Source organism: uncultured Pelagimonas sp. (assembly GCF_947498515.1).
Taxonomy (GTDB): Bacteria; Pseudomonadota; Alphaproteobacteria; order Rhodobacterales; family Rhodobacteraceae; genus Pelagimonas.
Map to the genome: position 1 here is coordinate 503,501 of NZ_CANMKO010000003.1, position 12,999 is coordinate 516,499.

The 12,999-nt window shown below is 54.7% G+C and carries 10 protein-coding genes and 1 tRNA gene; 2 read left to right on the forward strand and 9 right to left on the reverse strand.

Annotation, left to right across the window (positions count from 1 at the left end):
• Nucleotides 1-148 precede the first annotated feature (148 nt).
• The 4 genes from recG to Q1A43_RS08805 all read right to left on the reverse strand — a co-directional run bounded on the left by recG (nt 149) and on the right by Q1A43_RS08805 (nt 5,513).
• Nucleotides 149-2,239, reverse strand: a complete 2,091-nt coding sequence (gene recG, locus Q1A43_RS08790; RefSeq protein ID WP_299922403.1) for an ATP-dependent DNA helicase RecG — start codon at nt 2,237-2,239, stop codon at nt 149-151.
• Nucleotides 2,236-4,350, reverse strand: coding sequence for an NAD-dependent DNA ligase LigA (gene ligA / locus Q1A43_RS08795; protein WP_299934216.1), 2,115 nt, complete (start codon nt 4,348-4,350; stop codon nt 2,236-2,238). The genes recG and ligA overlap by 4 nt, the downstream gene beginning before the upstream one ends.
• 74 nt (nt 4,351-4,424) lie before the next feature.
• Nucleotides 4,425-5,141: a response regulator transcription factor CtrA gene (gene ctrA, locus Q1A43_RS08800; protein ID WP_299922407.1), complete on the reverse strand. Its 717-nt coding sequence runs from the start codon at nt 5,139-5,141 to the stop codon at nt 4,425-4,427.
• A 93-nt stretch (nt 5,142-5,234) separates the two neighbouring features.
• Complete coding sequence (locus Q1A43_RS08805) at nt 5,235-5,513, reverse strand: DUF1153 domain-containing protein (protein WP_299934218.1); 279 nt, start codon at nt 5,511-5,513, stop codon at nt 5,235-5,237.
• Between the two features lie 121 nt (nt 5,514-5,634).
• Between Q1A43_RS08805 and mnmA the strand changes: the two genes are divergently transcribed.
• Nucleotides 5,635-6,777, forward strand: a complete 1,143-nt coding sequence (gene mnmA, locus Q1A43_RS08810; RefSeq protein WP_299934220.1) for a tRNA 2-thiouridine(34) synthase MnmA — start codon at nt 5,635-5,637, stop codon at nt 6,775-6,777.
• A 369-nt stretch (nt 6,778-7,146) separates the two neighbouring features.
• On the opposite strand, the gene Q1A43_RS08815 is transcribed toward mnmA, so the two are convergent.
• The 4 genes from Q1A43_RS08815 to Q1A43_RS08830 all read right to left on the reverse strand — a co-directional run bounded on the left by Q1A43_RS08815 (nt 7,147) and on the right by Q1A43_RS08830 (nt 11,557).
• Nucleotides 7,147-8,355: a beta-ketoacyl synthase gene (locus Q1A43_RS08815; protein ID WP_299934222.1), complete on the reverse strand. Its 1,209-nt coding sequence runs from the start codon at nt 8,353-8,355 to the stop codon at nt 7,147-7,149.
• A complete protein-coding gene (locus tag Q1A43_RS08820) occupies nt 8,352-8,612 on the reverse strand; it encodes an acyl carrier protein (protein ID WP_299922414.1) in 261 nt (86 codons plus the stop codon). The genes Q1A43_RS08815 and Q1A43_RS08820 overlap by 4 nt, the downstream gene beginning before the upstream one ends.
• Nucleotides 8,613-8,671: 59 nt before the next feature.
• Complete coding sequence (gene lpxD / locus Q1A43_RS08825) at nt 8,672-9,763, reverse strand: UDP-3-O-(3-hydroxymyristoyl)glucosamine N-acyltransferase (protein ID WP_299934224.1); 1,092 nt, start codon at nt 9,761-9,763, stop codon at nt 8,672-8,674.
• A 156-nt stretch (nt 9,764-9,919) separates the two neighbouring features.
• Entirely contained in the window at nt 9,920-11,557 is a 1,638-nt protein-coding gene (locus tag Q1A43_RS08830) for a L,D-transpeptidase family protein (RefSeq protein ID WP_299934226.1), read from the reverse strand.
• A 341-nt stretch (nt 11,558-11,898) separates the two neighbouring features.
• Between Q1A43_RS08830 and Q1A43_RS08835 the strand changes: the two genes are divergently transcribed.
• Nucleotides 11,899-12,468, forward strand: a complete 570-nt coding sequence (locus Q1A43_RS08835; protein ID WP_299922420.1) for a DUF882 domain-containing protein — start codon at nt 11,899-11,901, stop codon at nt 12,466-12,468.
• Between the two features lie 344 nt (nt 12,469-12,812).
• On the opposite strand, the gene Q1A43_RS08840 is transcribed toward Q1A43_RS08835, so the two are convergent.
• Nucleotides 12,813-12,889 (reverse strand) — tRNA-Asp (locus Q1A43_RS08840).
• Between the last annotated feature and the right edge of the window lie 110 nt (nt 12,890-12,999).

Genomic DNA, 12,999 nt, shown 5'->3' on the forward strand with positions numbered 1-12,999 from the left:
TTGCTGGCGGATCATGGCGTTCTTAACAGTGTCTAACATGGCGTTTCCTCCGTTTGTTCCATCTTGTTGCACCTTTGTTCTCACACAATTAACCTTGTGTAAAGAACTAAATGAGAACAAACGGGAACAAATGCGGTTTCGGATCACGCTAACCCACAGAAATCAGACCAATGGCCTCATCTTGCCGCATTAGCCAAAGTAGTAATCTTGCGGCTTTACCACGATCACTTGTCAGGCCGGGATCTTGGGCCAAAAGCTTGCGCGCGTCGCTTTGGGCCACTGACATCAAACCGGATTGCCGCTCCAAATCTGCTATTCGAAATTTGGGGAGTCCAGACTGAGCAACCCCGATCAAGTCTCCGGCCCCACGCATCTCCAAATCGACTTCGGATATCCGAAACCCGTCCTCAGTTTCCCGCATTGTCGTCAATCGACGCATGCCCGTTTCAGACAACGGAGGCTGATACATCAACAAGCAGGTCGATTCGGCACTTCCGCGCCCTACACGCCCGCGCAATTGATGCAGCTGAGCCAACCCAAAGGTTTCCGCCCGTTCAATCACCATGATTGTCGCATTGGGAATGTTCACGCCAACCTCAATAACGGTTGTCGCCACCAATACAGCTGTCTCTCCGGCAACAAAGGCCGCCATCGCTGCGTCTTTTTCTGAAGGTGGCATTTGACCATGCACCAACCCGACATGCGCGTCCCCGAGTTCGGAGCGTAATTTACGGAACCGCGCCTCGGCCGCAATCAAATCACTGTTCTCGCTTTCTTCGACCAACGGGCACACCCAATAGGCCTGTCGCCCCTCATCAACGGCGCGCCGCAAATGGCCAATAACTTCGTCGATCCGTTCGGTTGAGATCAGAGCGGTTTTTATCGGTTTCCGCCCAGGTGGTTTTTCATCAAGCACCGACACATCCATGTCGCCATATTGCGCCAAAGCCAAAGAGCGCGGAATGGGCGTCGCCGTCATGACCAAAACATCCGCGCCCTGCCCTTTTTGCCCAAGCTCAAGACGTTGACGCACACCAAACCGATGCTGTTCATCCACGACGGCTATGCGAAGATCCTTAAAAACAACGTCTTTTTGAAAAACGGCATGGGTACCAACCAAGATTTGGATATTCCCCTTCTCAAGCGCTGCCAATTTCGCCTGCCGCTCGGCTCCCTTGTCTCGTCCCGTCAATAACTCAAGAACAACACCAGCTTCTTCAGCCAGCGGTTGCAAGCCTTCAAGATGTTGGCGTGCTAAAATTTCTGTCGGGGCCATCATCACCCCCTGGCCACCCGCTTCAACGGCGACCAATAGCGCCATAAACGCAACCAACGTTTTCCCAGCTCCGACATCGCCTTGAAGCAATCGGTTCATTTTTACGGGAAGGGCCATATCAGAGGCGATTTCCTCCATAGAGCGCAGTTGTGCCCCAGTTGGCTTGTACGGCAAGCTTCCTAAAACGCGCGCGCGCAAAACACCAGTTCCCGAACTAACAATCCCTTTGGCTTTGCGCTGATCCGCACGCGCCAAAGCCAATGTCAATTGATGGGCCATCAGCTCGTCATAGGCCAAACGCGCACGATCTGGGGATGTTGCGGCAAGGTCGCCTGCGTTTTCCGGGCTATGAACCGATTTTACAGCCTCGGCCCAACCTGGCCAGCCTTCCTGTGACATCTGCGAATTGTCTATCCATTCAGGCATATCCGGCAAACGTTTCAATGCGTCTTTCATCGCCCGAGCAACAGTTTTTTGGGTTACACCAGATGTCAGCGGGTAAACCGGTTCAAACATAGGCAAACTGTTGGCATCATCCGGATCGAGAATGTGGTCAGGATGAACCATTTGTGGCACGTTGTCGAAAATCTCGACCCGCCCCGACACAAGCTTGGTACTGCCGATTGGAAGTACGTGTTGAAGGTAGTCAGAACGACCATGGAAAAAAACCAACTGAAACTTCGTCTTACAATCGGTGGCCTCAATTCGGTATGCGCCACCACGGTTACGCGCCTGACGATGTTGGCCGATATCCACTTGCACCGTCACAACACCGGGAAGGTCACCGTCTAAAACAGACTCGCGAATGCGCCTATCAATCCCGGAATACGGTAGCGAGAAAATCAGATCCCTAGGCGCATCTATGTCAAGGTGTTCAAAAGCTTGCGCCGTTTTGGGGCCAATTCCATCCAGCCCTTTTAGGTCGGCAAACAACGGCCAAAGAACCTCCGGCCGCCCACTCATGTGGAAATCAACTCCAACCAACCATCCTCATCAAGCAAGGTTAACCCAAGATCCCGGGCTTTCTTTTCTTTGCTTCCGGCACCGGGGCCAGCAACAACAATATCCGTTTTCTTAGAGACAGAGCCGGACACCTTGGCACCCAGAGTTTCGGCCCGCGCCTTTGCTTCGGCACGGGTCATTTTTTCGAGTGTCCCGGTGAATACGACAGTCTTGCCAGCCACAGGACTATCGGATGTATTGGGCTGCTTGGCATCTTGAACATCCAAAAGCGCGACCAACCGATCGATTGAAGCCCGCTCTGCCTCTTGGTTCATGGCTGAAACCAAAGATGTGGCCATAACCTGACCAACCCCGTCGATCCCCAACAAATCTTCCCAAGGCGGGCCATCGAAATCGGAAGCCGCCAGCATCGCCTGTTCAAAACCAGCCCACGATCCGTAATGACGCGCCAGAAGGTTGGAAGCATTTTCGCCCACATGTCGAATGCCGAGCGAAAAGATCAACCGCCCCAAAGGAACGGCCCGGCTTTGTCGAATGGCATCAAACAAATTGAGCGCGGATTTTTCGCCCCAACCTTCGCGGTTCTTAAGCTGTTGTATTCCCGTGCTAAATCTCTCTTCCAAAGTAAAAATATCAGCTGGCTCACGCACCCAACCATCTTGGTGAAACTGTTCCACTTGTTTGGCACCCAGCCCATCGATGTCAAAGACAGCGCGGGACACAAAATGTTTAAGCCTCTCAACAGCTTGTGCAGGACAAATCATGCCACCTGAGCAACGGCGTACCGCATCACCTTCTTCTCGTAGCGCATCAGATCCACACTGCGGGCAGGTCTCTGGAAACACAAAAGGAGATGCATCGTTTGCACGCTTGGACAAATCGACATCTGCAATCTTTGGAATCACGTCACCGGCACGATAGACCTGCACCCAATCACCAACACGAATGTCTTTGCCGTCCCGGATTTCTTCACCAAAAGAATCGCGGCCCGCTATGTAGTCTTCATTGTGCAAAGTGGCGTTCGAAACAACAACACCGCCCACTGTTACTGGGGTCAACCGCGCGACGGGAGATAAGGCTCCGGTGCGGCCAACTTGGATATCAATCGCCTCCAAGCGGGTCCAGGCAAGTTCGGCCGGAAATTTGTGGGCAATGGCCCATCGCGGTGTTGTTGATCGAAAACCTAGCCGGCCCTGAAGAGCGAGGTCATCTACTTTGTAAACGACACCATCGATATCGTAGCCCAAGGTGGCCCGCTGCGCCTCAATATTTTGATAGTGCGCGATCATTTCGGACGGGTTGGCACAGGTTTTGGTCATTGGATTGACTTGAAATCCCAAGGATTTCATTGCGTCTATCGCGCCGTGCTGCGTTGTTGCCAAAGGTTTCTGCAGCTCACCCCAGCTGTAGGCAAAAAACATAAGCGGCCTACTCCGAGTGATTTCCGCATCCAATTGCCGTAACGACCCAGCGGCCGCGTTGCGCGGATTGGCAAACGGTTTGCCGCCGCGCGCTTGTTGGCGAGTGTTTAAATCTGCGAAATCCGCGTGGCTCATGTAAACTTCGCCGCGAATTTCTATGATGCCCGGCGCGTTTTCCAAACAGTGTGGAATGTCGGCAATTGTTTTGGCATTCGCGGTCACATTTTCCCCGACGCCACCATCCCCGCGGGTTGCAGCCTGAACAAGAACACCATTTTCATAGCGCAGTGACAGCGATAGCCCGTCAATTTTGGGTTCGGCAGTATAGGCAAGGTCAGCATCTTTATCCAAACCAAGATAGCGACGAATTGAGTCGTCAAAATCAACGACATCAGACTCATCAAACGCATTGGACAACGACAACATGCGCACAGTGTGTTGGACTTTTCCAAACCCATCAGACGGCGTCGACCCAACCAAATCGCTCGGGCTATCGGCCCTTTTTAAGGATGGAAACTTGTTCTCAATCGCGGCGTTTCGGCGCTTAAGGTGGTCATATTCAGCATCCGCGAGAACCGGCGCATCGGCTCCGTGATAGTCGTCATTGGCCTTGGCCAAAATAGCAGAAAGGCGCGCCAGTTCGGCGCGCGCTTCGGTTTCATCCAGCTTATCAAGTGGTGTTTCTGACATCACTCTGCCCTTTTGATCACGCGTTCACAGATACTGTGATAGGCATGCAAAGAGCAGAGGTCCAGCGTCAGAAATCAACCGGTCGCAGCTATTGCTTTGGTCTCATCAATAGAGGGTTCAGGATCGCGTAGAACGTAACCACGCCCCCATACCGTTTCGATATAGTTGTCGTCGCCGGTGGCTTCGGACAGTTTTTTGCGTAGCTTACAAATGAACACGTCAATAATCTTGAGTTCGGGCTCATCCATGCCGCCATAGAGATGGTTCAGGAACATCTCTTTGGTTAGCGTCGTGCCCTTACGTAGGCTCAACAGCTCAAGCATCTGGTATTCTTTTCCAGTCAGGTGAACGGGCTTACCTGCGACTTCGACGGTCTTCGCATCCAAGTTGACGGAAATCTTGCCTGTACGAATGATCGACTGCGAATGACCCTTGGAGCGACGGATGATGGCATGGATGCGTGCGACCAATTCATCCCTGTGAAAGGGTTTGGTCATATAGTCATCCGCGCCAAAGCCGAAGCCTTTGATTTTACTCTGAGTATCGTCATCCCCGGAAAGGATCAAGATCGGGGTTTCGATCCGAGCAACACGCAACTGACGCAACACTTCATGCCCATTGATATCGGGCAAATTCAAATCCAGAAGGATCAGGTCGTAATCATACAGCTTTGCAAGATCGATACCCTCCTCACCTAGATCCGTTGAGTAAACGTTCAGGTTTGCATGGCTCAGCATCAGTTCGATGCTCTTGGAGGTTGTCGGATCGTCCTCCACCAACAGAATACGCATGTGCTGTCTCCAGAAATTAGCAGGTGTTAACGATACTCTGAAATAAAAAGGTTAACGTGCCACTAACATAGATCATAACTTGCAAATTTCAATTTAAGGTTGTCGATATTTCTGGACTCGGGTCACTTTAAGCGCATCTTCGCCATGTTCTGTCGCCGCGCGCATCCATTCCAAAAGCTCTTCTTCGCTTAATCCATAGCGTTCTTGTGCCTGATCCGGGGTCAAAAGCCCGAATTGCACAGCCTTGACCACAGATGATTTGCGCGATGCCACCCACCGGCGCGTTTCTGCAGGAGGCAAGTCCGCACGGGTCATCATGCTTCCATCCGGAAGCTTAACTGCACGGGGCCCCTCAATCTTTTTCAGAAACATTATATACTCCACGTCTCGATTTGAGGCTATCAAGACATGCGCAGTTTAACGGGGACTAAAGCTGCCCCTTGAGAGTAGTTCGATTTTTCCTATATTCTTGTGCGTCTTCAGGAGATTCTAAATGCCACTCGATCCAAGCCCGCTCAATTCGCTGGGCCTGCCCAAGCCACCGTCCGAAACCCGCGTTGTCGTTGCCATGTCCGGTGGCGTCGACAGCTCTGTTGTGGCGGCCATGCTCAAGGATGAGGGCTATGATGTGGTGGGCGTAACCCTACAATTATATGACCATGGCGCGGCTTTGGCCAAAAAAGGGGCCTGTTGTGCCGGCATCGATATTCACGACGCACGGCGCGTCGCGGAAGAGATGAATTTCCCCCATTACGTCTTGGATTATGAGAACATTTTCCAAGAGGCGGTGATCGAAGAATTCGCTGATAGTTACCTTGGCGGGGCCACGCCGGTGCCCTGTATTCGCTGCAATGAAAGAGTCAAATTTAAGGATCTTTTGGAGACGGCCAAGGATCTGGACGCCGATTGCATGGCCACCGGCCACTACATTCAGCGCAAAATGGGCACCAACGGGGCTGAACTTCATTCAGCGACCGATGCGAATCGCGATCAAAGCTACTTTTTGTTCTCGACCACCCCGGCTCAGTTGGACTTTCTGCGCTTTCCCCTTGGGCATTTGCCGTCCAAGGACGCGACGCGCGAGTTGGCGGCGAAATATGGGTTGGCCGTGGCAGACAAGCCGGACAGTCAGGACATTTGCTTTGTCCCCGATGGCAATTATGCCGGAGTCATTGAAAAACTGCGCCCCGGTGCGGCGGAACCGGGTGAGATCGTGCATGCAGATGGGCGGGTTTTGGGCACGCATGAGGGCGTTATTCACTACACCATTGGCCAGCGCCGTGGCCTTGGCATTGGTGGTCTGAGCGAGCCCTTATATGTGGTGCGGTTGGATGTTGATTCTAAACAGGTGGTGGTTGGTCCCAAGGACATGCTGTCGACCCGTACGATTCCTGTGAGGGAAATCAACTGGTTGGGGGATGAACCTTTCACCTCGCAAAAGGAATGGCATGTGGCGGTCAAGGTGCGATCAACCCGCCCCCCACGCGAAGCGATCATTCGCCCGCTTTCGGAAACAGAAGCGGAAGTTGAACTTATCACACCGGAAGAAGGCGTCAGCCCCGGTCAGGCCTGTGTGTTCTATGACACCGACAGTTCGCGAATTTTCGGCGGTGGCTGGATCTGGCGTGGGTATTAAATGAGGACAGGCGTGACACGTTCTGCGTGTACGCCAAACCCGTTTAACAACCGATTTCGACCCAATGCCCGCCCGGTTAGCAAGGTATCACCGCAACGAGCGCGCAACTTTGCCTAAGGCAATCGGTACAAAACGTTGTGAGTTTGGGGGAGTTTGGTCTCGGGTCGTTCCGCTCGGGATTTAGAGGTGAGTCCACCAATCTGTACAAAACACCCCGAGTTTAGGGGAGAATGGCTTTGGCGGTTAAGGACCGGCGGAATGAGGGGCCAGCCTCACTTTGTCAGACGGGCCAATCCCCCCGAAGTTTGACCAGTGAGATAAAACTTGGGGCGTCAAAAACGGGCGCAGATTTTTCGAGGGACCGAATTTCTAGGCGCGCGCCAAAGCCATGACCGCATTTAGACCACCAAAGGCGAAGGCGTTGGACATGACCACGTCAACCTTGGCCTCGCGCGCGACATTGGGCACAACGTCCAAGGCGCATTCGGGGTCGGGTTCCTCGTAGCCGATTGTTGGGGCGATGATCCCGTCACGCAGCGCCATCAGACAGGCGAGAAGTTCGACCGCTCCGGTGCCGCCGATCAAATGGCCGTGCATCGATTTGGTTGAAGATATCATTAGATTGTCGGCGTGGGCGCCAAAGACATCGGCCACCGCCGCACATTCGGTTTTGTCATTCGCCGCCGTGCCGGTGCCATGGGCGTTGACATAGCTAACGCGGGTTTTGTCGATCTGACCATCGCGCAGGGCGCCCGAAATGGCGCGGGCCGCGCCGGCTTTGGAGGGCATGACGATATCCGCAGCGTCCGAGCTCATGGCAAAGCCGACAACTTCGGCGAGGATGTCAGCACCACGCGCATGGGCGTGGTCGTAATCTTCGAACACAAAAATACCGGCCCCCTCGCCTTGCACCATGCCGTTGCGGGTGGCGGAAAACGGGCGACAGGCATCTTTGGACATAACGCGCAAACCTTCCCAGGCTTTGACGCCGCCGAAACACAGCATGGCTTCGGAGCCGCCGGTGATCATCGCCGGGGCCATGCCGGAGCGCACCATTTGATAGGCCTGCCCCATGGCGTGATTCGAGCTTGCACAGGCGGTTGAGACAGTAAAGGTCGGGCCGCGCAGGTTGAATTCCATGCTGACATGGCTGGCGGCGGCGTTGTTCATCAGCTTGGGAACAACAAAGGGATGCACGCGATTCTTGCCGTCCTCATAAACGGCGCGAAAATTTTCATCCTGTGTGGTCAAACCACCGCCGGAGTTGCCCAGAATGACCCCGGAGCGATCCGCCAATTCACCGGTGAATTCGATGCCCGATTGGGCCATCGCCTGACGCGCGGCCAGCAAGGTGAATTGGGTAAACCGGTCGTAAAGCGACAGTTGCTGGCGGTTGAAATGGGCGTCGGGTTCGTAGCCTTGCACCTGACCGCCGATTTTGATCGCCAAACGGTCAACATCCTGAAAATCCAGCGGGCCAATGCCACAGTGACCGTCGCGCATGGCCTGCATCGTGCTTGGCACATCCGAGCCCAGAGCATTGATCGTCCCTGCCCCGGTAATAACAACGCGTTTCACGATTTTTGCTCAGCCATAAGTTTTTCGATCCCGGCAATGATCTTGGCAACCGACGAGATGTCAAAATCGCCTTCGGTTGGCTCATTGGCGTTGAAAGGCACCGAAATATCAAAGGTTTCTTCGATAGCGAAAATAGCCTCGACAAGTCCGAGGCTGTCTATCCCCAAACTCTCTGGCGTGCTCTCGAGCGTCACATCGGACGGGTCAAGAAGCGCCTGTTCGGCGACAATTGCGATCACTTGGTCTTTGACGTTCATCTTCCCCGTCCTGTACCCGTGTCTGCGCCTATGTGAAGGTTTGGCGCTCTGCGCAAGACTTAGTCATTCCCTGTCAATTTTGAAACCGCTTTTTTCAGGTCAGCAACGTCACGGAACAATCGCGGCAGGCGGCGAAAGCCTTTGTAGCTTTCGACATGGTTTTCCATTTTGATCGCCGGGTAGCCAAGCATGACGCGGCCCGCCGGGACATTGGTTAGAACCCCCGATCCACCGCCGATAATGGCGCGATCACCAATAAGGATATTGTCGGAAATGCCGACCTGACCGCCCAGCACACAGTTTGACCCGATAACCGACGATCCGGCGATTCCGACCTGACCACAAAGCAGTGTGTCTTCTCCGACGACAACGTTGTGACCCACGTGAACAAGGTTATCGAGCTTGCAGCCACTATGGAGCACTGTGTCGCGCACGGTGCCGCGATCGATACAGCTATTCGCACCAATTTCGACGTTATTTTCGATAGTTACGGAGCCAAGCGAATGTATTCGCGCCCATGATTGCGCTTGGTCATTGCCTTCGCCACCAAGCGTGGCGCGGGCCTTTTCGACACCGGAGGTTTCCGGGGTGACAAAAGAAAACCCGTCTGAGCCAATCACCACACCGGGATGGGCGATAAGGTGGTCACCAATAGTCACGCGGGCGCAAATTTTGACACCAGAATGCAGCAAGGCACCGGTGCCAAGGGTGGCGTTCCAACCAATATGGCATTGCGGGCCAATTACCGATCCGTCGCCGATATGCGCGCCAGCGTCGACAACCGTCATCGCGCCGATGCTCACGTCTTGGCCGATTTGCGCGGTCGGGTCGATCACGGCAGAGGGGTGAATACCAGGGCCATAGCCCGGACCGGGGTCCATCATCGCCGAGAGGCCCGACATGACAAAGCGCGGACGCGTTGCCAAAAGCGCGGCCTGCAAGCCAAAGCTTTGCCAATCCGCCCCCTGCCAGAGCATGGCGGCCCGTGCTGCGCCATCGGGCAGACCGGCGGCGTATTCGGGCTTCATCGCCATGGCGAGATCATCAGGGCCAGCCATCGCCGGTTCCGCCACGGCGGTGATGCGCAACTCTCCGTCCCCCTCAAAAGCAACCCCAAGAGACGCAGCGATTTCAGCGATGGTATAGGACATGATTGGACCCGGCTTGTTAGGTGTTTGGACGCAGGTGTAAGCCGCATTGGGGCAAGTGAAAACCCCTGAGCGGATCGGTGTGGATGCAAGGCCCGATAGAAAAACGCCCCCGGCGGTTGGGCCGAGGGCGTTAAAAAGAGTTTGCGTGAGAGGGCTTTAGATACTGCCCGTGCGCAAAGAAACACCGGCATTGGCCAGCGCGTTCCAGATTTTGCCGTCACGCCCATAGACATCGGGGCGATACTTCATCTGGCCTTTGGCCGAGGTGAAAGCAGTGCGATAGATCAGATGCACAGGCACCTGTTTGACCAGCGGAACATGGGTTTCCTGACGCGAGTTCAGGATGGATTGGAAATACCCAACCGGGTCGCCTTCTTGTTTGGCCAAAAGCGCATAGGCAAAGTCATGCGGGTCATCGAGGCGGATACAGCCATGACTAAAGGTCCGGACCTCGCGGGCAAACAAGTGCTGAGAGGGCGTGTCATGCAGGTAAATGTTGTATTTGTTCGGAAAGATAAACTTGACCGTGCCAAGGGCATTGCGCGGGCCCGGAGGCTGGCGCATCGAAAACGGGAAGGTGCGGGCGCTATACTTGGCAAAGCCGTGACCACGGCTCACCACCCTACCCCGTGCGTCGATGATTTCCAAATGCCCCACGGCACCGGGATTGCCGCGCAAAAGCGGCAGATATTCATTGACGATGATCGAGCGCGGCACATACCAAGATGGGTTGATGACCATATGTTCCATCACATCGGAAAACTCCGGCGTGCGGCGGTCGGGGTCTTGGTGGCCGATAACCGATTTGGTCTCATAGGTTAGCTTGTCGTCATCGAAAATCTGGGCGTGATAGTTGACCAGATTGACTTTGACATGCCGTTCGCCAAGGCCTTCGGGCAGGTTGAGCCAACGTTCACGTTCCATCGCGACCATGATCGATTTGAGCCGCGTGACCGGGTCGGTGTTGATCTGGCGCATGGTGCTCGCCCCGGCGACACCATCGGCTTTGAGACCATGATCGGCCTGAAAATCCTGAACCGCAGCCTGAAGCGCGTCATCATAAGAAGAGGACAGCGACGGGCGCATATAGCCCATCTTGGTCAAACGATTGCGCAGGGCGACAACGGAATTGCCGTTTTGACCGGGCTTGAGGCTCCCCGATGGAACCGTCGAGCCCCAACCGCCATGTTGAATTCGATGCTCAAGCTTGAGCTTGGCGCGCATCAAACGCGCGTATTCGGGGCTTTTGGGGGTGAGCGAGCGCATCACGGCACGCGGATCTTCGGTCAGCAACCGGTTGAGCAACACCTGACCATCACGATGCGGCAGTTTGCGTTTGATGTCGGAATCAATGCGCGAGGGCACCAACATTCCCGATTGCAGATCGCGAGCAAAGCGCAGGAAGGTTTCGGACAACTCGACCTCAAGCACACCCCGATCACGACCAGTTTTCGCCCGCGCCATTTTGGCGATCAACGCGTCTTTGTTATAGCGCTGTACAGAGAGGCCATGGTCATCCGCCATGGCAAAGGCTTCGATCAGAGCAAGTCGTCGGGCGCGGTCTTCACCGCCGTCGCCAGTCCAGATCGGAGCGAATCCCCGGTCCCGGTAAAAGGCCGCCATCTGACCGTTTTCACCGATCTGTTCGGCCACCGCTTGTTTATAGGCCGTTACCTGAAAGGAAAAACCAGACGTATGCTGAGCATGTGCCGGCCCGGCAGCCAACCAAATCGCCCCGGCAGCAACCAATGCCCTCGACCAGCTCGGCGATACTCCATTTGCTGAAAATTTCATTAAAAAACCCCTGTCACACGCGCGTTTGTTATCTAATCTCTTTGCATTCAAAGCCCTACCTCTGTCTACTCACTTTTGTGATAGGGGTGAATACGGTTCTTAGTCGGGACCGTGCGAACACGGTCTGCACATTCCCGCCACAGTTCCAGAGTGATTTGGCAGAAACCTGCTCATTTCCCCTTGAAACTGAGAAACCTCCCAAATGTTTCTTTTTTGGCAATCTGATTCGTGCCATACCAATGACGACATCTGGGGATAGATGGCAGGTGGTCGGCCTGAGGCACGCAAAGTGCGACGGTCGGCTCGAAACAGGTAATAGCGACGGGACAGGCGCTTCGAACATGGCAGATAACACTTCAGGCAGCTTTACGCGGCGTGGCGTACTTGGCGCATTTGCCGCCACCACGGTTGCAGCAGCACCAACCTTTTCCAATGCAGCTGGCTTTTTGCGCGGCGGTGGCGATATTCGCCGCATCCGTATGTACAGCGGCCGCACCGGCGAACGGATCGACATGATTTACTGGATCGAGGGCAAATACCTTGCCGACGCGATCAAAGAAGTAAATTACTTCATGCGCGACTGGCGCACGAATGACGTTAAGAAAATTGACCTGCGCACCATCGACATCATGGCAGCGGCCCACAACCTTATGGATGTGAGTGAGCCCTACATGCTGATCTCTGGCTACCGCAGCCCGAAAACCAATGCGATGCTGCGCTCGCGCTCGCGCGGGGTTGCGAAAAACTCGCGCCACCTGCGAGGTCAGGCGGCGGATTTGCGTTTGGCCGGCCGTTCGGTCAATCAGATTTACAAGGCCGCTAAATCCTGCGGTGGGGGTGGCGTTGGCCGCTACTCCAAATCGAATTTTGTACATATGGATTGCGGTCCTGTCCGCAGCTGGGGAAGATAACCCCTTTTCCAAACACATCTGTCCCATTAAGCGCCTCGAATTTTCGGGGCGCTTTTGTTTTGCGTCACAGGTTTTTGGAATCACATCCAAATGCCCGCGCAGAAACAGGCCGTTGAGTCGGCCTTAGGTTAGTCTGTCTGAAAAAATGGGGATCGTGGCAGCAGACAGTGGTAAAAACCTAACGTGATGGCGCAGATTGCCATAGTCAGGAATACCTGCCCTCTTAAATACCCGCCCCCAGAGTCGCTCTTGTGACTCGCTGGCTTGCGTCAAAATTTCCAATGACCCTCTAGAACGCCAAAAGCACCCCGAAGGGTGCTTTGACAACTTCCAAAAGGAAGTAGTGGCGCGGTTGACGGGGCTCGAACCCGCGACCCCCGGCGTGACAGGCCGGTACTCTAACCATCTGAGCTACAACCGCACTCTATGCGTTGGCCCGGTTTCGGAGGCAGTGGTGGCGCGGTTGACGGGGCTCGAACCCGCGACCCCCGGCGTGACAGGCCGGTACTCTAACCATCTGAGCTACAACCG

What these genes read in the sequence shown, in the direction of transcription:
- Q1A43_RS08830 (WP_299934226.1), bottom strand. Translation starts at nt 11,557, where the DNA reads ATGAAATTTTCAGCAAATGGAGTATCGCCGAGCTGGTCGAGGGCATTG.
- Q1A43_RS08835 (WP_299922420.1), top strand. Translation starts at nt 11,899, where the DNA reads ATGGCAGATAACACTTCAGGCAGCTTTACGCGGCGTGGCGTACTTGGC.
- lpxD (WP_299934224.1), bottom strand. Translation starts at nt 9,763, where the DNA reads ATGTCCTATACCATCGCTGAAATCGCTGCGTCTCTTGGGGTTGCTTTT.
- recG (WP_299922403.1), bottom strand. Translation starts at nt 2,239, where the DNA reads ATGAGTGGGCGGCCGGAGGTTCTTTGGCCGTTGTTTGCCGACCTAAAA.
- Q1A43_RS08820 (WP_299922414.1), bottom strand. Translation starts at nt 8,612, where the DNA reads ATGAACGTCAAAGACCAAGTGATCGCAATTGTCGCCGAACAGGCGCTT.
- ctrA (WP_299922407.1), bottom strand. Translation starts at nt 5,141, where the DNA reads ATGCGTATTCTGTTGGTGGAGGACGATCCGACAACCTCCAAGAGCATC.
- mnmA (WP_299934220.1), top strand. Translation starts at nt 5,635, where the DNA reads ATGCCACTCGATCCAAGCCCGCTCAATTCGCTGGGCCTGCCCAAGCCA.
- Q1A43_RS08805 (WP_299934218.1), bottom strand. Translation starts at nt 5,513, where the DNA reads ATGTTTCTGAAAAAGATTGAGGGGCCCCGTGCAGTTAAGCTTCCGGAT.
- ligA (WP_299934216.1), bottom strand. Translation starts at nt 4,350, where the DNA reads ATGTCAGAAACACCACTTGATAAGCTGGATGAAACCGAAGCGCGCGCC.